Source organism: Alteromonas sp. ABE4_545 (genome assembly GCF_056161325.1).
This window is the reverse complement of sequence record NZ_JBSWYY010000006.1, coordinates 168,160-186,727: the sequence shown is the minus strand read 5'-3', so window position 1 is coordinate 186,727 and position 18,568 is coordinate 168,160. Positions and strand designations below refer to the sequence as shown.

Sequence of the window (18,568 nt, the reverse complement as noted above, 5' to 3'; positions counted from 1 at the left end):
ATTTTACTTTTCACTGAGCGCTGGTGCACGGTGAATAAATGGTACCATTAAAGCTTCTACTTGAGAGAGATAAGGCTCGAACAGCCAAAACGTGTGGCAAACTTGGCTAAAAACAAACTCCTGATAAACAACATCTTGTGCCTCCAATGCTTTTTTTACGGCTTCTTTTCCCGCAGTGAAACGCATTTGCCCACTACTGATCACCAACAACGGGGGGGAATGTTTATCAATATGAGACAACGCAGACGCTTCCCACCAAATTTCAGGTTTTGTGTCATAGTCTCCACCCAACCATAATGCTGCAGCAGATTGACTGCCTTTTTTATTTTCATTTTTGAGAGCCAATGGTGAGGTGAAATCGAGCACCCCATCTAGATCAATAACCGCATTAACCCTTACATCATCATTTAAATTTGTTGCAAAGAGTTTTGAAGACCCTGTCGTTCCTAACAACGCAGCCATTTGCCCTCCCGATGATCCACCACCAATACTCAACCTTTGTGGGTCGACTCCCCAAGCTGCGGCGTTCGCTTTCACCCACGTAATTGCTCGGGAGAGATCTTGTAACCCCACAGGATAAGACGCTTCTGCAGACAGCCTATATTCGGGCAACACCACCCCAATGCCTTGTTGTGCGAGTCGATTGGCCAGCGCGTAAAAATGACTTTTGTCTCCCGAACGCCACCCACCACCGTGGATGAGTAAAATCACAGGCGACATCACCTCTGCCTGAGCAACAGGTAAAAACACATCTGCATGCAACTCTCGCTTACCGTCTAGAAGGTAGCGCTGGTTAAACAGCACCTGCTGCCCCTCTACAAAGCGAATAGTTGGCAACGTTAAAGCCGGGTCATCTTGTTTGTATCGAGCAAAACGAGACGAAATGGTATAGCTATCATCAATAGGTATGGTGGCGTTGACTGACATCGCCGCTGCAAACAAAGCCAAAAGGCATAAACGCGCTATTTTGATTCCCATGGAAGCTCCTGAGTATGTATGCCTAAAGGAGAAAAACGCACATAGTCAAACGCAGTAAACTGACGTTTCAATGGGTCAATATCTTCACTGTCAGATACAGCGAAAAGCCCAATTTTTGCGCCAACCCAACGACCTCGTGTCGCCTTAAACTGCTCACCCACCACGACAAATGGCTTGTCGAGGTTTGTGCGATAACTGAATATGACCGTATTGCCCGGTTGATAGACTAAGCGAAGTTCAACTTGTGACTGTTCCATTATAGCCACTTTGTGACGACTTTCATCGCAGCCTATTCTCGCCCCTTTGCACTGACTAAACACCACACTTTTAACATCGTCTTGCGCTTCAATACCCACCCATGCGTAATCTTCACCAAAAACCAATAAGCCGCTTCTGCCGTTATTAAGAGCAGTAATATCAACAAGGGTGCGCACTTCAAACGTTTCCGCTGGCACCTTTTGCAACAATAGCGACGGTGTCATCCAAAGGTTATCGCCAGTACGATTCACTTGCGGCATTGTAAACAACTGAAGCTGTTGGTCGGATTGCTCAAGTCGATACAACTGCGGAGTTGGATTTGCATTCCATTGCCACTGTAGTCCCAAGGTTCCATCAAACTCATCGCTCGTTGGTTGGGGTAGTAAAGGCATCGGTTGACTGGTCTTTGGCTTTCGGTAATAAATAACCGGTTCCCCCGCTCCTGCTTGGAGCTTGCTTACACCAATCACAGGCCAATCATTTACCCATTCCATGGGCTGTAAGTGAACAATTCGGCCATAAGCTTTACGAGATTGAAAATGCACAAACCAGTCTTCGTTGTGTGAGGTATGAACCCATGCTCCTTGATGCGGGCCATTAATCATCGTATTCCCTTGATGCATTACTATCTTCTCTTCGTAGGGGCCAGAGATGTGTTTTGATCTAAAGACCGTTTGCCAGCCTTGCTCTACACCACCGGCAGGAGCAAAGATGTAATAAAACCCATTGCGTTGATAAAACTTAGGTCCTTCAATAGTCCTGTACCCAGGCAAAGCGTCTCCATTAACAACATTCACATATTCAGCCTCAACAGAAGAAGCATCCCATGCCATCTTTCTCAGGCTTAATACATTATTAAACCCAGCTCGACTTTTTGCCCATGCGTGAACCAGCCAAGCTTGGCCGTTGTCATCCCATAACGGTGCGGGGTCAATAATTCCCTTCCCCGGTAATATGAGCTTTGGCTCCGACCATGCTTCTCGCGGGTTTTGAGTGTGGATCACAAATATGCCTTGGTCTGGATCAGGATAGAAAATCCAGAATGTTCCTTCGTGATAACGCAATGTTGGCGCCCAAACACCATTGCCATGTTGTGGCACCGAGTAGCGATGATGAGGCACTTGTTGCGGTAATGCGTAGTTAATTAATTGCCAATTCACTAAGTCGGTCGAATAAAGGATTGGCAAGCCAGGAGCAGCGTTAAAGCTCGATGCAGTCATATAGAACTCATCGCCTACCGCTACAACATCGGGGTCAGAGTAATCAATATGCAAGATAGGGTTTTGGAAATAACCGTTCTGCAGGTCACTTTGCCAAAGTAACTTAGTACTATATTTAGGATAGGAAACCGAAGTTTCAGAGCAGCCACACAGCAATAAGACTGCCACGAGAATCTGTATACTGCCCCAACGCATTAACCTCATAGCCATCTACTCCATACTGTGCTTGCCACCGGTAGCAAATTAGTTTGCGACAATGTAAAAATCAAGAGCCTAAAGCGTATCACCAGCGTTAACAACATGATTAATTTGTGTTAATTCAAATATGAACAAAAGCGTATTTTCATCATTCGCCTTCGCTAATATCATAACACCATGGTTTTATTAGAAATAATTAATAAACCACTATCTAAAACCGTATTAAATACAGGTGATCTGGTTAAAATATGAGTGATTTTCCATTTGCCACCGGTAGCAATAAACCATAACCTGTAAATGAAATGTAAAAACAGTGCTAAGTTCTCTCCCGATTTTACACTGTCATTATCCGTTTCATTGCACACAACAATATACGACTTAGCTTCCCTACAGTTAAGTCGTGACACAACTGAAGAACGAATAGGACAAGGTTATGAGTTTTAACAGTTTCACGCGCAAAACACCTTTATGCATAGCTATTGGCGCTATTTTAATGGGCCAGAATGTGGTCGTTGCTCAAGAAGCAACGAGCGATGTAGAAGTGATTGAGGTTCGCGCGAGCAGCTTTGCCGACAGCTTATCTAAAGCATTGATGACAAAACGTGCAGCAGCAGGTTCAGTCGACACGATCCTTGCGGAAGATATTGCCGACTTCCCCGACCAAAACTTAGCAGAATCTTTGCAGCGTATACCTGGTGTTGCCATCACTCGTGAAGCGGGTGAAGGACGTGAAATTACTGTACGAGGCTTAAACTCTACATTCACTCGTGTTCAGCTCAACGGCATGCAAGCGCAATCACTCGCCGCAGGTACAGGCGGTGTGCGTACTAGTCGTGGTTTCGATTTTAACGTTTTTGCTTCGGAACTGTTTAATCAGCTCACGGTACATAAAACGACTTCAGCCGAGTTAGAAGAAGGCTCATTGGGTGCAACAGTTGGTCTGCGTACCGCACGCCCATTTGATTTCAGCGAAGACACCGTAGCTGTAAATATGCAAGCGGGTTATAACGACCAATCAGATGAAATCAAACCGCGCTTTTCGGGACTCGCTTCCTACACCAATGACGAAGACAGCTTTGGTTTTTTGGTGTCGGCGTCTTTCTCTCAACGTCTCGTCAGTAACCAAGGGGCTGACACTGGTCGCTGGGAAGACGACCCATTTCATAGCGATGCGAATGAAGCATTAGATCCTGACGCAGGTGGCACATGTTCAGCATGTACAACTGATGCTGACTTTGCTGCGGTCAGCAGCGCATGGCATCCTCGCTTCCCACGTTATGCTGATAAAACACATGAACAAGATCGTATGGGCCTAACGGCATCAATGCAGTTTATTCCAACAGACAACACATTGATTACGGTTGACGCTTTATATTCTAACATTGAAGCAACGCGTAACGAGCCTTTTATGGAAGCAATCTCTCTCGCGCGTACCGGTAGTACTGGTCTAAAACAGTCAGACATTCAGGCCTATCAAATTGATGGCAACAATACCATGTATGCGGCAACGATTGCCGATGTAGATGTGCGTTCAGAATACTTCATTTCTAATTGGGAATCAGAGTTCACCCAATTCAGCGTAAATATTGATCACGACTTCAACGAAAACCTAAAACTAGGCGTGCTACTCGGCACCTCTAAATCTGTTTTGGACAACCGTGAATCTACTGTGATTTATGAGCACTTCAGTGAGAATGACAGCCGCCGTCAAATTGACTACGCCGACGCGTCTTCTACTCTCACCTATGACTTTAGCGATATGCTTAACCCAACATTAGCATATAGCTTTGATACCGCTAATCCAGATAACTGGGAAGTGTCTGAATTCCGTGACCGTATTTATGATGCCGAGTCCAGTACAGATAATGCACGTGTAGATTTAACTTACTTTCTCAACGACGAAATTGTACTAAAAGGCGGTGCAACTTATAAAGAATATGGGTATGAAATTGCCGGTGTTCGCGCCGACGCGGCACTGTCTTCTGTTGATAGCAACGACGGTACCGAAGATGGTGTAGCCTGTGGTATTGGCTCTGAAGTAAGTAGCAGTGACGGCGAAGTCGTTACTTACGGCGGCCAAACTTTCTTTATGGCTAACACAGACACAATTGACAATTTCGTAGCAAGTGGATGCTGGCCATATAATGTGCGTGCTGGCGATACCCGTGCCGTGACCGAAGAGAGCACTGGCGCGTTTATTCAAGCCGACTTCAACTACATGATTGGCGACCGTGAACTTCGTGGTAACGCAGGTGTACGTTACGTTAAAACAGACCTAAGCTCTACGGGCTTAGTTAACGGCACTGAAGAAGTCACCGTGGAACATGATTACACAGACACACTCCCAGCAATGAATTTAGCATACTCAGTAACCGATGATGTGCTGTTACGCGCAAGCTGGGCAAAGGTGATGTCGCGACCTGACCTTGCCACACTGAACCCTGGCGGTAGTGTCTCTATTTTCGGCGACCCAGGCGTAAGCTACGGTAACCCCTTCATCGAGCCTTTCCGCGCTGATGCTTTTGATATGTCTGTAGAGTGGTATTTTGAAGAAGGTGCGTTATTGTCACTCGCCTATTTCCAAAAAGATATTGAGTCGTTCCCGACTTCAGAAACTTCGATGCTAAGCTGGGAAGAAACAGGCCTACCAGACAGTTTACTCGGTTCACAGTACGATGATTTGATTGACGAAGAGTTTGAAGTGAAGCGCACTGTGAATGGCGTTGGCGGAGATTTGGATGGTTTCGAGATCCAATACCAGCAGCTACTCACATTCTTACCTGGTCCTGAGTGGATGCAGAAATTCGGTATTCTAGCTAACGTCACCTTAGTCGACTCTGAAGTTACTTATGGCACAGACCGCAAAGGCCCGTTGGTGGGTCAGTCTGACGAATCAGCGAACTTCACCCTGTACTGGGAAGATGATGTATTTAGTGCTCGTATCTCTGCCGCGTATCGAGGTGACTACTACAGTAACCTAAGCTCGAGTGACGAGAGAAAGTGGCGCGTTGTTGATTCAGCAACTTATATCGATGCATCAGCAAGTTACAAGTTGAATGAAAACCTGAAAATCACTCTTGAGGGGATTAACCTGACTGATGAATCTGTAGCAGAATATATTGACCCATCTGCTATGCGAATCATTACGGAACAAAACACCGGTCGCCAAATCTTCCTAGGTGTAAGTTACAAAATGTAAGATTTGTAGCTCGCTTTTGTTTAAAACAACGTATCAAGCCCAGCCACGCTGGGCTTTTTTTCATTCCTATTTTAATAACCTTGCCCCTTTGCACTCTTGTTCGCATAATAAACCTATGCCGTCTCACGCATTGCAAGGAACCCAAGCCAGTGAGCTATATTCAAGACGACCCGGTTATTCAACGATTTCTATCACGTATGCCAGATGAAGTGGCTAACAGCTTTACTGAAGAACAACTCTCTCACATTCGCAATGCAATTGGCGCTAGGGAATGGGGTCGCCATAAACTCGATCTTCGAGGCACAATTAAAGTATTCAAGTGGCGTTATTACTATGTTGTTTTAGCCGGCCGAAACCGTCGTCAACTCTCTGACAAAGAAATGCGCTTGGCTGCTTTGATCAACGCGTGCTTGATTGCGGGCTTTATTACAATAGCGACCCTGTTTGGCCTACTACTGCTTTATCTCTTGAAGTCAGCCCTAGGGATAAACTTATTTGAAGGCTTTTCATTAGGGATTTGGGATTGGTTCAAGAAAACGTTTTAACTATGGCAAAAAATGGGAAGCGAGTGCTTCCCATTTAAACCAATTACCTAACGAGCTCAATTATGCCAGTGTTAGGGTTACGTCAACATTGCCACGCGTTGCATTTGAGTAAGGGCAAACCACATGTGCTTTCTCAACTAATGCTTGCGCCGCTTCTTTATCTAAGTCGCCCAAATCAACGGTTAGTTTCACCGCGATAGCAAAACCCGTTTCAATTGGGCCAATACCAACATCGCCCGTTACTTTAATATCATCTCCTAGCTTAATTTTGTCTGCCGCGGCAACATGTTTAAGCGCGCCAATAAAACAAGCCGCATAACCAGCAGCGAACATTTGCTCTGGGTTAGTTCCCTCTCCGCCTGGGCCACCAAGCCCTTTAGGTACAGACAACTTAGCATTCAAGTTACCATCACTAGACAATACCGAACCATCACGACCACCTGTAGCTGTAGCTGTGCCCGTATAAAGTACTTCACTTAATTTATGCATAAATGCTCCTTTCTGATCTACATATAGTTTGCATGCAAAATAAATTACCAAACCTGAACTTGCGGATCAAGTAATTTGTATGCAAAATATGGAGAGAGGTAAAAACCATGACAAAATCTTCACCAGCACTGAAATTAGACAATCAGCTCTGCCACCGCTTTTACACGGTATCGAATGCATTCACACGCGCATATCGCCCCTTGCTAAAAAGTTTCGATATTACTTATCCGCAATATGTAGTGATGATGGCCCTATGGGAAGCCGATAGAGTTACGGTTAATCAACTTGCCGAAAAAACCCACGTAGACATTGGCGCTTTGAGCTTAATTTTAAAAAAGCTGCAAAATAAATCGCTGCTGGTACTTGAGCCGAGTACAGAAGACAAACGCGTTAAATTTGTTGTGTTGACGCCCTCTGGGTTGGCGATGGCTCACGAAGCAGAAGCAATTCCCAAACAAATGCTGTGTAATTTAAAAAACCTTTCTCTGTCAGAGGCTGAAACACTGAGGGACTTAATTGATAAATTGAGTAATGGTTTGTCTGAATCACTCTGCAATGTAAATAATAGCACTCCAGAGTGAGTTGTTTTTTCATTAAGTTGTCATATGTAAACAGTAATATTGCTTTTGAGTGTACAAGTGTACGCTCAAAAGTTATACTCAAGATGTCCGACCTGTAAGTGTAGGAGAGAAGAATGCACGCAATGACAACAGAAAAACTCAAATCCTATCCCGCTAAAGCTTATTCTGCCGTTGAAGAGTGGCTAAACAGCTTGAGCCACGGTTTAGGCTTTGTTGCCGCCATTGTCGGGCTTGTATTCATGGTATTGCGCGCAGACGAAACAGTATCCATTACAGCTTCAGCCATTTATGGCGGTACATTAATATTTATGTTTCTGTGCTCAACGATTTATCACGCTGTTACACATCAAAAAGCAAAAGGGATACTAAAAATATTCGACCACAGCGCGATATATTTATTGATAGCGGGCACTTACACCCCCCTCACACTTGTAGCGATTGGCGGATGGTTAGGCACCGCAATGACAGCACTAATCTGGACTCTCGCCATAGCGGGCGTCACATTTAAATTAGTGGCAGGCCAACGCTTCCCTAAAGTGTCTGTGATGACCTATTTAATAATGGGCTGGATAGCGCTGGCTCTAGTCTACCCGCTGTATCAGGCAATTCCCGGCGCAGGGTTATGGCTAATCGTCGCTGGCGGCGTATGCTTTAGTGTTGGAGTATTGTTTTACGTAGCCAAGAAAGTTAAATACACCCACGCAATCTGGCATGTGTTTGTGATCGGTGGGTGTGCATGTCATTACTTCTCTATTTATTATTATGTGGTGTGACATTAGGCGATGCTAAGCTACTTATTTTTCGCTATTAATTTAAGAGCTGTCAGTTCGCCTTTAACATAATTTAGCTTGTATTTACTCCAAAATACCTTTTTGGAAAAGGGAATAAAATTCATTATCCTCTCTACAATTAGGTATTTAATCCACTTGATCCATAAATTGAACGCAGAAATATTTTTAGAGTGTAAATATTTAGCTAGAGTGACACCTTTCCCTAATCTAAATGCCCTTTCATAAATCCATTTAACAGATATATGGCTTTTCGGAACCCAATGATAAACTTCAAATTCATTACTGTTCCAACACTTATAGCCCTTTGAGTACATTCTTGTCGTAAAGTCGGTCTCGCTTCCCATTGGATAATCAGATGTTCCGTTTGGACCTATTCGCTCATCGAATACGTTTTGCTTATCCTCAAATACACAAGCTCGAACCACCATGTTTGGGCCCCAAACATAGCCAGGTTTACATTCTCCTTCTTGCGGATTCGTTTTTATTGCATATAAATGGCCAAGAGGCGCCCACTCCAATATCCAGTTATCCGGTTTAACCTCCCATTCTGGCTTAATGTTACCGCCAAATATGGAATAATCTGCATTACTATCAGCGACAGAACGAATCCGCGTTAACCAATCTTTATCAAAACGAACATCATCGTCAGTAAAAACAATTAAATCACCATCGAAATGAGAAATTGACTGATTCAATGCCACATTCTTCCCTGGTTTTGATTCCTTCAGTAACAATAGTGGGAGCTTGTGCCGATAAGAATCTAGTATCGAAGCTGTTGAATCTGTACTTCCGTTATCTATTACTACCAACTGCCAATCTTCTTCACTATCAAGACCTACAAACGCAGTCAGAGTGCGCTCTATACGTGCTTCACTATTTTTCGTCGAGAAGACTACTGTGATCATGTTATGCCTCCACATAGCTGTGGTAACTGTTCCCTAGTTTCTGATAATAATTTGATCAAGCTCTTGTTCAAAATTTCATTGTTAAAATCCACTTCACATTTCTGCCGTGCCAATTTCCTGATTTTATTTAATCTGTCAGGTGGCAAATTTGATATCTCCACCAATGCATCACATAACTCTTGCGGACTATTCTCTTCAACTAGAAAGCCGGAAACGGTATTTTCAATTAATTCGGGAATACCTGAATGAAAAGTAGAAAGAGTTAGAATCCCACTAGCCATTGCTTCCATCAGTGCAACAGGAATACCTTCCATATCTCCATCTGAAGCCCTAACACTTGGCAAAATAAACACATCAGCATATTGCAAAAACTCTTTTACTTTACCGTGCGATTGAGGCCCATGAAGCGTTATAAAGCTTTCAGCCCGAGAGCTCTTGATCAACGTCCTCGCTTCATCCAACAATTCCCCATCTCCGATAATATCAAATTGTATATTTACTTTTTTACTAGCAAGCACAACCGACTGAATGGAGTCTAAAATTGCTTTCTTTTCAGTTAACCTTCCAACTTGGATTACTTTTAACTTTTTATGAGTAAAAGACTCTATTTTTTCTTCAAATTCAAAATTACGAGGTTCAATTCCCATTCTGTGCACTTTTACTTGCGATGGTGAGGCCCCCATATCTAGTAGAAGATTTTTCCATTTTTCGCTTATTGGCAGTAGTAGTTCATCTTTTTCGAATAACTTTTTATAATGTGGCGTGTACTTTTTAATATAATCATACTTACTAAGTTCAAACGCATGAAATACGATTGCCAACTTACCTTGAATAATTCCAAGTTCTTTCATTTTCGACACATAATAGCCATTCGAACCGAAATGGCAGACAATCGCATTATAAGTTCCCAATGGGACATTTTGACTCAATTGTCTTAATAAGCGAACTTTCTGCCACCGCTCTAATAGTGGGTCACTCAATACATCCTTGACTTGTGAAATTTTAAATTTCATCAACAGCATAAATGCTGCTTTAATGAGTGAGAGCTTCTTTGTCAAAAAGCCCATAGAATAACTTTTCCCGATCTGCTTTACTCGTCCTATTAAATCATAATCATTTACTGTTGAGTGCATAATTCCTGCGGACTGGATATCATTAGTAACTATTTCTACTTCAACACCATTTTCAATTAAACCAACGATCTGATTAATTACAAAAGTCTCAGATAGTACAGGGAAACTATGGCTAAAAATGGCTATTTTCATTATATTCCTTCTTAACATCAACGATTAATAGGAGAACGCTTTCAATGTCTCTGAGCACTTCAATTTAATTAGTTCATAATTATCTTCATCAAAGAAATCCTTTACATTTTTAAAAGAAGTACCTTTGGGTTGAAATTGATGTTCTAATAATGGTGAAATATTTGATCTAACCTGAAATCCAAGGTCTCTCACGCTTTGCTCTATCACTTTTTTCTTTTGACTTTTAAAATCCTCATACCGAACGAGATAGATCGAATCGCTGTAGCTTTTATATAGTTTTGTACACATCTCAATTCTTGTACACAGCCGCTCTACGACTGAAATACCATCATCTTTTGTTCCATTTAAAAGGTACATCCAATGCTTAGTCGGGTTGCTTATGTGTTGTTCTTCTAGTTTACTTCCATTAAAGCTTCCATCGACACCGAGACGGTTAAATATAGACCTTACAATGTCATAAGGATTCCTCGCAACATAAACATATTTCTTATTAGGATAGAGTTCCATAACTTTATCAACGTGTAAGCTAAAATCTGGATCCTTTACCACTTCTTTGAAAAAAAGCTTTTTATTTTGATAAATATGTTTCTTAAATTCTAGGTAATCAGAAGCAAGGTTTCTTACAACATTAAAACCATCCCTATCTGTGTGGAAAATAGGGTCATTAGCAAAAGTCATATTAGCCGCCTTTGCTATTAGATTCCCTACTACTGTGGTTCCAGATTTCTGATGTCCTAAAACAACTATTTTAGTGTTTTTTTCCGCTAATACATTTGCTTTCAAAGCATCATATCTATTATAAAAATCAAACATCAAAACCCACTCTTCAACTTTAATTTTGGAGTAACCATATTGAACAATTCGAACACTGATTTATTTCTCATTATAACATTGATAACCAAATAAACTGGAGCCCCAAAAATAACTGAAAATAAAATTTCACTAAAGTCACTTTCAAATGAAAAATAATTCAAAGCCACTCTTAAAGAAAAAACCATAACTAACACCGAAATTGCCGGCTTCAACAATTGGTAAATTATGGTTGTCACATTAATATTGAGTACACTAGCAATCGTAATCCATGTAGTCAAAGCGGCTATAATTTTAGAAGTAGCATAAGCAATTAGAAGTCCATTCATACCAAATTGAACTCCGACTATTAGAAGGACTATCTGTAAGGGTTGTGTGAAAGTATTGATTTTCAATTGTAATTTGGCTTTATCTAACGCTAAGTAAAACGAACCGGTAATAGTGGCAACAGATATAATTGTTCCTATCACACTGAAAAAAATTAAATATGGTTCCATCAATAGCCATTTTTCTCCCAGTAGAAGCGATATTATTGGAGCAGCTAAAAGTCCTATTCCCCCCATAATTGGGAACGTTACGACAGATATAATACCTGTAGCTCTAACGTATATTTTTGCAATTCTCTCTTTTTCATTTTGTATTTTGCTTAATGTAGGGAACATAACGCTTGAAATCACAGTAGATATATTCTTGATTGGGAAAGCTGTGAGATCGAATGCTCGGGTATAAAAACCTAATTGAACGGCAGAGACATACTTTCCGATTATTACTCTGTCAGCTTGACTGGATAACTGCTGTAAAAGTTGAGTTAAAAACACGTTGGAGCTAAAGCCAATAAATTTTTTTAAACTGCGATAATTAACTCTCGTAATCGGAAGTTTAGCTTTTATCTGAAGCACAGTAGATACAATTAGAGCGGAGGTGTACTGTTGAGCGATCAAACTCCAAATACCGAATTCATGGTACGCTAGAATAATAGCGGTTGTGGCTCCCGTCAATTCGGCAATAAGAGTTATAAGTGAAACACTTTTGTGCTGAAGTTCTTTTAATAGGAGCGCACGAGGGACGCTACTTGCAGCGTTAACCAAAAAAATTGGGGCAATAACAACAATAAGTTGATTCAGCCTTTCTTCATTATAAAAATTAGCTATTGCTTCACTGGCGCCTATCAATATCAGCGCAAATAATAGCCCCAACAATATGTTGAAGCAAAAGCAAGTAAAAGATTCCTCCTTATTTACTTCAGATTTTTGAATTAGTGCAGAGCTTAAGCCAAAGTCAGAAAGAAGTTGAGAAAAAGAGACGAAGACCAAAACCAAGGCTAATAGGCCAAAGTCTTGTGGAGATAACATCCGAGCTAAAATTATGCCTAGCCCAAATTTCAAAACCTGAGATAATATCTGTACAGAACCTGTCCAAGCTATTGTCTTAAAAGTTTTTTTCGTAAGTGAATTTTCTTCCATTACAATTCATCTAACTGATAGTTTTCTATAGAGTAAAACTTTTTAAGCTGCAGATATACAACTATTAGACCTTAAGGCAAATAACTAAAATAATATGCCGTCAGTTTTTTTTACAACGACAAGTTAAACTAAATCAAAAAAAACAATAAACACTTAAAATACAATAACTTAAAAACATGGCACAATAGATGCTTTAATTTTTGCAGACAGGTTTCGTGCCAATTTAGTAATGAGGTAATCATGCGTAAATTTCTTCTAATATGTTTTTCTTGCTTATCGTTCGCTCAGATCAGCAATGCAGCGGTAATATCATACTCTTACACAGCGATTGATGGGTCTTTTGATTCGAATGCGAGCTTACTCGACTATATCGACAATGCAAGTGTTGTTAACTCATCTAATGTAAGCAGCTTTACCTTAGTAAATAGTCAGCAAAGCTCTGTCAATCACGTTTCAATCTCGCTAGATTTGTCTTCTTTGACCGATCTCACTATTTTTGCTGGATTGGATGCTTCGTATGGTGCAGAAATATATGTTAATGGGGTTCAAGTTTTTGACACAACAAGTGACCTTTGGTGGCGTCGTAACTGGGCAAATAATAACGTTGTTAGCAATTCAGATGATTATCTTGGTTCCATAACGATTGATGTTGTTTGGGCAGAACTCTGCTGCGGTGGCCAGAGCAGTCTAGCTTTTAGTTCTGGTGTATTAGGCGGAACTTTGACTGAACTTACCGTTGCTAACCTAGAGCTATTGGAATCAGCATCTGTACCTGACTCTACACCACCAGCCAGTACTCCACCTATGCTAATGATGTTCAGTATTGTTCTATGCGGATTATTGTTACGCAAAAAAAAGAGCAAGTTGAAATAATACTACTAAAGTCTACTAGTAAAGGAGCTTGATAGGGGCGCATCTATCAAGCTCCTTTTGTTATGGAGTAGAGTCGAAAACATTGACTTAAAAGCTTTGATAATTTGGTTTATCTTCAGAAGATCATCTATTTATATCCAAAAGAGGTGCTGTTGAAACTTTGACTTACCTTATCGTCTTCCGGTTTGATCTATCGGCTAATTTTTCATCTGTAGCGTCTTTTGTTAAGTTCTGAGTGGTAACCCTGGTTTTCTATGCATCATCAAACTACTGATAATACTCCTTTTCATATTTGACTAGAGACACCTACTATTTAGACTTTTTAAAGGGAAGTAGACGAAGCTATTTATCACAATACGATAATATAGACTCTTCAATAATTTTGTAGGAATCGGCAGTTAAATGTAAACCGTCCGTCCATAGTTCAACATGACGGCGTAGCTCTTTTCGAAATAATAAATTTGTATCCAAGACTCTTATCTGTGGAGCTTCCAACTCCGCTAGTCTATCGTTAAGGACTTTAATCTTAGAGTTATCTCTAATAAATCCATCAGTAAGTATGACCTGATACAAGATTATCTCTTGTACCGAAAGTTTCAAGTAATCCACAATATCTGTAATATTACCAAACACGGTATCAACAGCTTCATTACGACCAATATCGTTAACTCCAACCATTAAAACAACTTTTGAACTTGGACTAAAAGAGTAACTTTGAATCCTTTTCTTCAAAAGTGAAGATGTTTCACCAGATATCGCCAAATTAGTAATACTACAATTACTAAAATTATCTATAGCCAATTGTGAGAGTAAACTGTCTCCTAACAAAACAATGTCAGCTTGAGATACTTCTATCAGGCTAAGTTCTCTCACTTTTTTACGGTAATAGTCTGTCACAGATACATCGGGAGTCCGTAATTTACGGCACTCGCCCACTATCCAATGAAAGTTGGTTGCCACTACGACAGTAAATATCAGAAAAAATAGGATGAAAACTACCGACTTCATTTTAGAAAAATAGTAGGTTTTTGCTTAATATAAGCATTAGCTAGCCACATATTCCCATAGATACTCAAATGATCTTTATCGAAGTAAAACACTTTTTCACCATCTTTAAATTTTGTCGCGTCTTCTACAAAAATAAATGGGTCAAAAAAATCGACGTTATTTGAAGTGGCGATATCCCGAATGACATTGTTATATGAAGGGTATAAGGCTGAAAAACTAAGTGAGTTTCCACAATCTAAACCTAATCGATTACAATTGATCACTTTAGCCGGATTTTGCTCCAATAAAGGCGGCTGAGCCAATAGAATAACTCTTGTAGCCTGTTCTTTGACCTCTTTCAGCAATCGTTCTAACGCGATTAAAAATCTCGTGTTTTTAACATCGAGATCCCATCGAAATGCGATAACAACTACGTCAGGTTTATCTGTTTTTATTGCTTGGAAAAACGCCTCCCGTATCCTTGAGCAAGTGAGATCATTACTCCCAACTTCACAACCGCCCTTTGCATATAGCTCTGCGCGATAATTCATACTCTCAGCTACGGATGATACGAATTCAAAATAGTGTTGAGCGTGACTATTACCAAAAAGAATAACACTTTTTTTCGAATCAACAGCCCCAGCTAAGCACCCTATATGTGATAAACCAGGGCATTTATCCCTGTCGATGTGAGTAAACTGCATTTTAGCTTTAACATGCTCTGTATCGAGCCTTGATGGAACTCCGTCCTTTAGAAAAATAAATGACGACAGCGTTAGTATTATTAACGTCGGGCTTAAAAAATAAAGTACAGCCGTTGAACGAGGAGATATGTTGATGTTTCGGAGAGGTTTTTCTACGAAATGATAAGAAAAAATACTTATGCTGACCATACACAAAGCACACAGAATTTGGACATGCGTCTCTAATTCCACTGAACCGTCAACATTGAAAAGATAACGAGTATAGGCAAGTACTGGCCAATGAAACAAATATAATGAGTATGAGAGCAAACCGAAGTTAATCATAATTCGATTTTCAAAGAACAATTTGGTGACCCGATTGTCAGAATTGATGATAATTGCAGCTAAAAGACACAAAAGTAACGCTATAAAACCCGGAAATACCGTTCGTTCGTTAACCAAAAAAAGCATGATGAGTAAACTAGCGAAAGCAATCCCAGTGACGAACGAAGATCGAGTCCTCTTAATAACATTTTGTGCTTGGCATAAGGCTAATAGGGAACCAACCAATAGCTCTCCCATTCTTGTGCCAACAAAGTAATAACTATAACCCTTCAGTTCTTCTGTTCTACTAAACCATTCAGCTAAACAAAAACTAGATAATGCGATAATAGAAAGAATGAGTAACTTGTGCTTTCTGCACTTAAGTAAACAAACAAAAAGTAAAAGAGGGAAAAGAAAGTAATATTGCTCTTCAACTGACAAGCTCCAAGTATGAAGCAACGGCCATTCAGCGGAGTCGTTTGAAAAATAATCACCTGTACGCATAGCATATTGCATATTGGCCACAAATAGAACCACGCTAGCTGATGAAATCGCAAGCTTATAATATTCATAGGGGAGAAGTAGCCAATAACCAGCCGCTAGTACAATAAACAACATGAAAAATAGCGGAGGTAAGATACGTTTAGCTCTACGCTTGTAAAACTCGGCAAAAGAAAAAGAGTCATTTAACTTCTGCTTATAGATAATACCAGTTATCAAATAACCTGATATAACAAAAAAAACGTCTACTCCCAAAAACCCCCCAGGCATGTAGCGTTCATGGATGTGAAAAATTACCACTGCCAACACCGCTAACGCTCGCATTCCATCTATGTGGGCTTGATACTTAATACTCGACATATTCTTGTTTATCCTTCAACGAAGAGATGATTATATTTACGACGCCAGCCTGACACCCATGATGTCTGTAGTAAAGGTTCCCCCTTCATTTTCGCATTGCGTCAGAGACTTATTCAACGAAAAAAGTATGGCTACTATTTAACCTCAATGAATTTAGGATGACATTAGGCAACCAATTCGTCATTATATGGTATAAGTTTGCTGAATAAACACAGGATTAGGCACAATGCCAAGCAAGGAACTTGCAATACACCTCTTTGCTTTTATCACAAGCAACAATTACGGTGACTATCATCGTCGACGCGAACTAGAAGCCCTCACTAGTAAAATTGAAGCAGCTGGAGGTTCTGTCACTGTATTTGAAAAGCCCAAATTTATACTCTCATGGCTTTGGGAAAAATTCAAAACAAACAAGCCTCGGTGCGTTAAAGAATCAAAACCGCTACTTACATTTGGTTCAATTCAATATTTAATTGACCACCCCATGCTTTTTAAACTTTTAATTGCGCTTCCAATTCAAATCCAGATCAGCTTACGTAAGAAAAATCGCCTTCATGCGCTTGCTCTCATATACAAGCCTGATCAAGCACGTTATTTTCAAAGCAAGCTGCCATATATTTATATTCAGTACGACAACTACTCCAAAGATAGCGGGTACTTTCTCGCTCAGAATCCAAGTTTTGAGACAATCAATCAAGAAGTCATTAAAAAAAGTGTAATTTCGATGTTTTCTAGTAGAGCTTTATTAGAGGAACTGTCTGGAAACCTCATAGATGACAAGTGTTTTCACTATCCAAATGCAATAGATCGCAATTGGTTAGGATACTATGAACCGAAACTCTCAACAAAAAAGCAGAATATCATTGGTTTCGTTGGACAGATAGATTGCAGCTTTGACGAATTATTAGTCGAAAAGATTGCGCGAGCATATCCTAAAAGTACATTAAGAATAGTCGGAAGCATTAAAAACGAACATGCATTAGAGAACTTAAAAAATCTAAGTAACGTGGAGTTTTTGGGAAAAGTCTCCCACTCTGAGTTACCAACAATACTTCAAGACTTCGACATTGGAATTTGCCCTTATAAACAAGATGATTTCAGTAAATATAGAAACCCACTGAAAGTATATGAATATTTTTCTGTTGGACTGCCTATCGTTACAATGCCATGTGACCTACCAAAAGACGCAATAGAGTTATTGTACTACGCAGAAAATCACGAGCAATTTTTGAGCTTAATAAAGTTTGCCTGTTCCGAACAAGATTATGCTAAGAAAACACAACGTATTAGTTATTCATCATCAAATTGCTGGGATAACCGAGCAGTTTTTTTGATTGAAAAAGTCTCCCCCCATATACTTAATTGAAAATTCTCGTAAAAAAATGATACTTCATAGGAATAAATTACTAACTTTTATTATTTTACTTTTAATCACTAGCGGTTGTTCGACCACTAATATCAGTAAAAATATGTTAAAACCCAATTTTATGGAATGGGAGGTAGAATGCAAAAAAGGATTATTAGTTGACGCTACCACTATTGATATAAAATTGCCATATCGACAACGAAGATGTGAATTAGTGAACCATGATTGGCTTCAGCTTGATCAGCCTTTTCAACTATCATTTAACCTTGAGCCATTAACACTGAATACGGAAGATGGTGAATGGCATATTATTGGGCAAATTCACTCTTTTCCAGATCCAGGAGAAAATTGGCGTTGCCCAATATTATCGCTTGAGGTCAAAAATGGTATGTTACGTATGTATAACCGTTGGGATGACAATCACATTTCAAAAACACCAAATGGTCCGTGTGCAACGAAAGACAACACCATTAAATCAAGGCTTGTTTTTAAAGATTATCAACTAGAACTCCATAAACGTTATGACATTAATATAAAAGGAAAGCTGTCTTTTCGTTCAGATGGTTGGCTGACAATATACGTTAATGGTGAGAAAGTTGGCGACATACAAGGTGCTACAGCATTTAATGATAAACGAGGGCCCTATTTAAAGTTGGGCGTTTACAAACCCACACGATGGGTATCTATAGAAAAGCCATATTATAGATACACAAATATCCGCTTTCAACGCACATTTCAAAATATACTGTGAGTTCTCAGAAATTATGCACCT

16 protein-coding genes are annotated in these 18,568 nt (G+C 40.1%); 7 read left to right on the top strand and 9 right to left on the bottom strand.

Features of this window, described 5'->3' with window-relative positions; translation table 11 throughout:
• Nucleotides 1–3: 3 nt before the first annotated feature.
• Together ACXAH6_RS08435 and ACXAH6_RS08430 are read right to left on the bottom strand one after the other, a co-directional pair.
• Nucleotides 4–978, bottom strand: a complete 975-nt coding sequence (locus tag ACXAH6_RS08435; RefSeq protein ID WP_474876216.1) for an alpha/beta hydrolase fold domain-containing protein — start codon at nt 976–978, stop codon at nt 4–6.
• Nucleotides 963–2,660, bottom strand: coding sequence for a glycoside hydrolase family 43 protein (locus tag ACXAH6_RS08430; protein WP_474876215.1), 1,698 nt, complete (start codon nt 2,658–2,660; stop codon nt 963–965). Before ACXAH6_RS08430 ends, ACXAH6_RS08435 begins: the two co-directional genes overlap by 16 nt.
• 427 nt (nt 2,661–3,087) lie before the next feature.
• Here ACXAH6_RS08430 and ACXAH6_RS08425 point away from each other — a divergent pair, with 427 nt between their 5' ends.
• The gene (locus tag ACXAH6_RS08425; RefSeq protein ID WP_474876214.1) at nt 3,088–5,853 is read left to right on the top strand and encodes a TonB-dependent receptor; all 2,766 of its coding nucleotides are present in this window, start codon (nt 3,088–3,090) and stop codon (nt 5,851–5,853) included.
• A gap of 149 nt (nt 5,854–6,002) precedes the next feature.
• Nucleotides 6,003–6,398, top strand: a complete 396-nt coding sequence (locus tag ACXAH6_RS08420) for a 3-phosphoshikimate 1-carboxyvinyltransferase (protein WP_474876213.1) — start codon at nt 6,003–6,005, stop codon at nt 6,396–6,398.
• Nucleotides 6,399–6,458: 60 nt separating this feature from the next.
• Here the strand turns inward: ACXAH6_RS08420 and ACXAH6_RS08415 are convergent, their stop codons facing one another.
• Nucleotides 6,459–6,887 carry an organic hydroperoxide resistance protein gene (locus ACXAH6_RS08415; protein ID WP_474876212.1) on the bottom strand — a complete coding sequence of 143 codons (429 nt, stop codon included), beginning with the start codon at nt 6,885–6,887 and terminating at the stop codon, nt 6,459–6,461.
• A gap of 107 nt (nt 6,888–6,994) precedes the next feature.
• Between ACXAH6_RS08415 and ACXAH6_RS08410 the strand changes: the two genes are divergently transcribed.
• Entirely contained in the window at nt 6,995–7,468 is a 474-nt protein-coding gene (locus tag ACXAH6_RS08410; protein WP_474876211.1) for a MarR family winged helix-turn-helix transcriptional regulator, read from the top strand.
• Nucleotides 7,469–7,590: 122 nt separating this feature from the next.
• Nucleotides 7,591–8,241 carry a PAQR family membrane homeostasis protein TrhA gene (gene trhA / locus ACXAH6_RS08405; RefSeq protein WP_474876240.1) on the top strand — a complete coding sequence of 217 codons (651 nt, stop codon included), beginning with the start codon at nt 7,591–7,593 and terminating at the stop codon, nt 8,239–8,241.
• A gap of 17 nt (nt 8,242–8,258) precedes the next feature.
• Here trhA and ACXAH6_RS08400 read toward each other — a convergent pair whose 3' ends face one another.
• From ACXAH6_RS08400 to ACXAH6_RS08385, 4 genes are read right to left on the bottom strand one after another with little or no spacing between them, the layout of a single operon-like run.
• The gene (locus tag ACXAH6_RS08400) at nt 8,259–9,164 is read right to left on the bottom strand and encodes a glycosyltransferase family 2 protein (protein ID WP_474876210.1); all 906 of its coding nucleotides are present in this window, start codon (nt 9,162–9,164) and stop codon (nt 8,259–8,261) included.
• Nucleotides 9,161–10,429 carry a glycosyltransferase gene (locus ACXAH6_RS08395; protein WP_474876209.1) on the bottom strand — a complete coding sequence of 423 codons (1,269 nt, stop codon included), beginning with the start codon at nt 10,427–10,429 and terminating at the stop codon, nt 9,161–9,163. The genes ACXAH6_RS08400 and ACXAH6_RS08395 overlap by 4 nt, the downstream gene beginning before the upstream one ends.
• Nucleotides 10,430–10,453: 24 nt before the next feature.
• Nucleotides 10,454–11,242 carry a sulfotransferase family protein gene (locus tag ACXAH6_RS08390; protein ID WP_474876208.1) on the bottom strand — a complete coding sequence of 263 codons (789 nt, stop codon included), beginning with the start codon at nt 11,240–11,242 and terminating at the stop codon, nt 10,454–10,456.
• On the bottom strand, nt 11,242–12,702 hold the full coding sequence (locus tag ACXAH6_RS08385; RefSeq protein ID WP_474876207.1) for a lipopolysaccharide biosynthesis protein: 1,461 nt from the start codon (nt 12,700–12,702) through the stop codon (nt 11,242–11,244). The genes ACXAH6_RS08390 and ACXAH6_RS08385 overlap by 1 nt, the downstream gene beginning before the upstream one ends.
• A 240-nt stretch (nt 12,703–12,942) precedes the next feature.
• Here ACXAH6_RS08385 and ACXAH6_RS08380 point away from each other — a divergent pair, with 240 nt between their 5' ends.
• A complete protein-coding gene (locus ACXAH6_RS08380) occupies nt 12,943–13,575 on the top strand; it encodes a hypothetical protein (protein ID WP_474876206.1) in 633 nt (210 codons plus the stop codon).
• Between the two features lie 342 nt (nt 13,576–13,917).
• Here ACXAH6_RS08380 and ACXAH6_RS08375 read toward each other — a convergent pair whose 3' ends face one another.
• On the bottom strand, nt 13,918–14,472 hold the full coding sequence (locus tag ACXAH6_RS08375; RefSeq protein WP_474876205.1) for a GDSL-type esterase/lipase family protein: 555 nt from the start codon (nt 14,470–14,472) through the stop codon (nt 13,918–13,920).
• A gap of 107 nt (nt 14,473–14,579) precedes the next feature.
• Entirely contained in the window at nt 14,580–16,430 is a 1,851-nt protein-coding gene (locus ACXAH6_RS08370) for an acyltransferase family protein (RefSeq protein WP_474876204.1), read from the bottom strand.
• Between the two features lie 226 nt (nt 16,431–16,656).
• On the opposite strand from ACXAH6_RS08370, the gene ACXAH6_RS08365 reads away from it, so the two are divergent.
• Both ACXAH6_RS08365 and ACXAH6_RS08360 read left to right on the top strand, forming a co-directional pair.
• On the top strand, nt 16,657–17,796 hold the full coding sequence (locus tag ACXAH6_RS08365) for a glycosyltransferase (protein WP_474876203.1): 1,140 nt from the start codon (nt 16,657–16,659) through the stop codon (nt 17,794–17,796).
• Nucleotides 17,765–18,547, top strand: coding sequence for a heparin lyase I family protein (locus tag ACXAH6_RS08360; protein WP_474876202.1), 783 nt, complete (start codon nt 17,765–17,767; stop codon nt 18,545–18,547). The genes ACXAH6_RS08365 and ACXAH6_RS08360 overlap by 32 nt, the downstream gene beginning before the upstream one ends.
• Nucleotides 18,548–18,568 lie beyond the last annotated feature (21 nt).

Excerpts from the sequence above, each read along its gene's own strand:
- ACXAH6_RS08435 (WP_474876216.1), bottom strand. The coding sequence starts at position 978 with ATGGGAATCAAAATAGCGCGTTTATGCCTTTTGGCTTTGTTTGCAGCG.
- ACXAH6_RS08430 (WP_474876215.1), bottom strand. The coding sequence starts at position 2,660 with ATGAGGTTAATGCGTTGGGGCAGTATACAGATTCTCGTGGCAGTCTTA.
- ACXAH6_RS08425 (WP_474876214.1), top strand. The coding sequence starts at position 3,088 with ATGAGTTTTAACAGTTTCACGCGCAAAACACCTTTATGCATAGCTATT.
- ACXAH6_RS08415 (WP_474876212.1), bottom strand. The coding sequence starts at position 6,887 with ATGCATAAATTAAGTGAAGTACTTTATACGGGCACAGCTACAGCTACA.
- ACXAH6_RS08410 (WP_474876211.1), top strand. The coding sequence starts at position 6,995 with ATGACAAAATCTTCACCAGCACTGAAATTAGACAATCAGCTCTGCCAC.
- trhA (WP_474876240.1), top strand. The coding sequence starts at position 7,591 with ATGACAACAGAAAAACTCAAATCCTATCCCGCTAAAGCTTATTCTGCC.
- ACXAH6_RS08400 (WP_474876210.1), bottom strand. The coding sequence starts at position 9,164 with ATGATCACAGTAGTCTTCTCGACGAAAAATAGTGAAGCACGTATAGAG.
- ACXAH6_RS08395 (WP_474876209.1), bottom strand. The coding sequence starts at position 10,429 with ATGAAAATAGCCATTTTTAGCCATAGTTTCCCTGTACTATCTGAGACT.
- ACXAH6_RS08390 (WP_474876208.1), bottom strand. The coding sequence starts at position 11,242 with ATGTTTGATTTTTATAATAGATATGATGCTTTGAAAGCAAATGTATTA.
- ACXAH6_RS08385 (WP_474876207.1), bottom strand. The coding sequence starts at position 12,702 with ATGGAAGAAAATTCACTTACGAAAAAAACTTTTAAGACAATAGCTTGG.
- ACXAH6_RS08380 (WP_474876206.1), top strand. The coding sequence starts at position 12,943 with ATGCGTAAATTTCTTCTAATATGTTTTTCTTGCTTATCGTTCGCTCAG.
- ACXAH6_RS08370 (WP_474876204.1), bottom strand. The coding sequence starts at position 16,430 with ATGTCGAGTATTAAGTATCAAGCCCACATAGATGGAATGCGAGCGTTA.
- ACXAH6_RS08365 (WP_474876203.1), top strand. The coding sequence starts at position 16,657 with ATGCCAAGCAAGGAACTTGCAATACACCTCTTTGCTTTTATCACAAGC.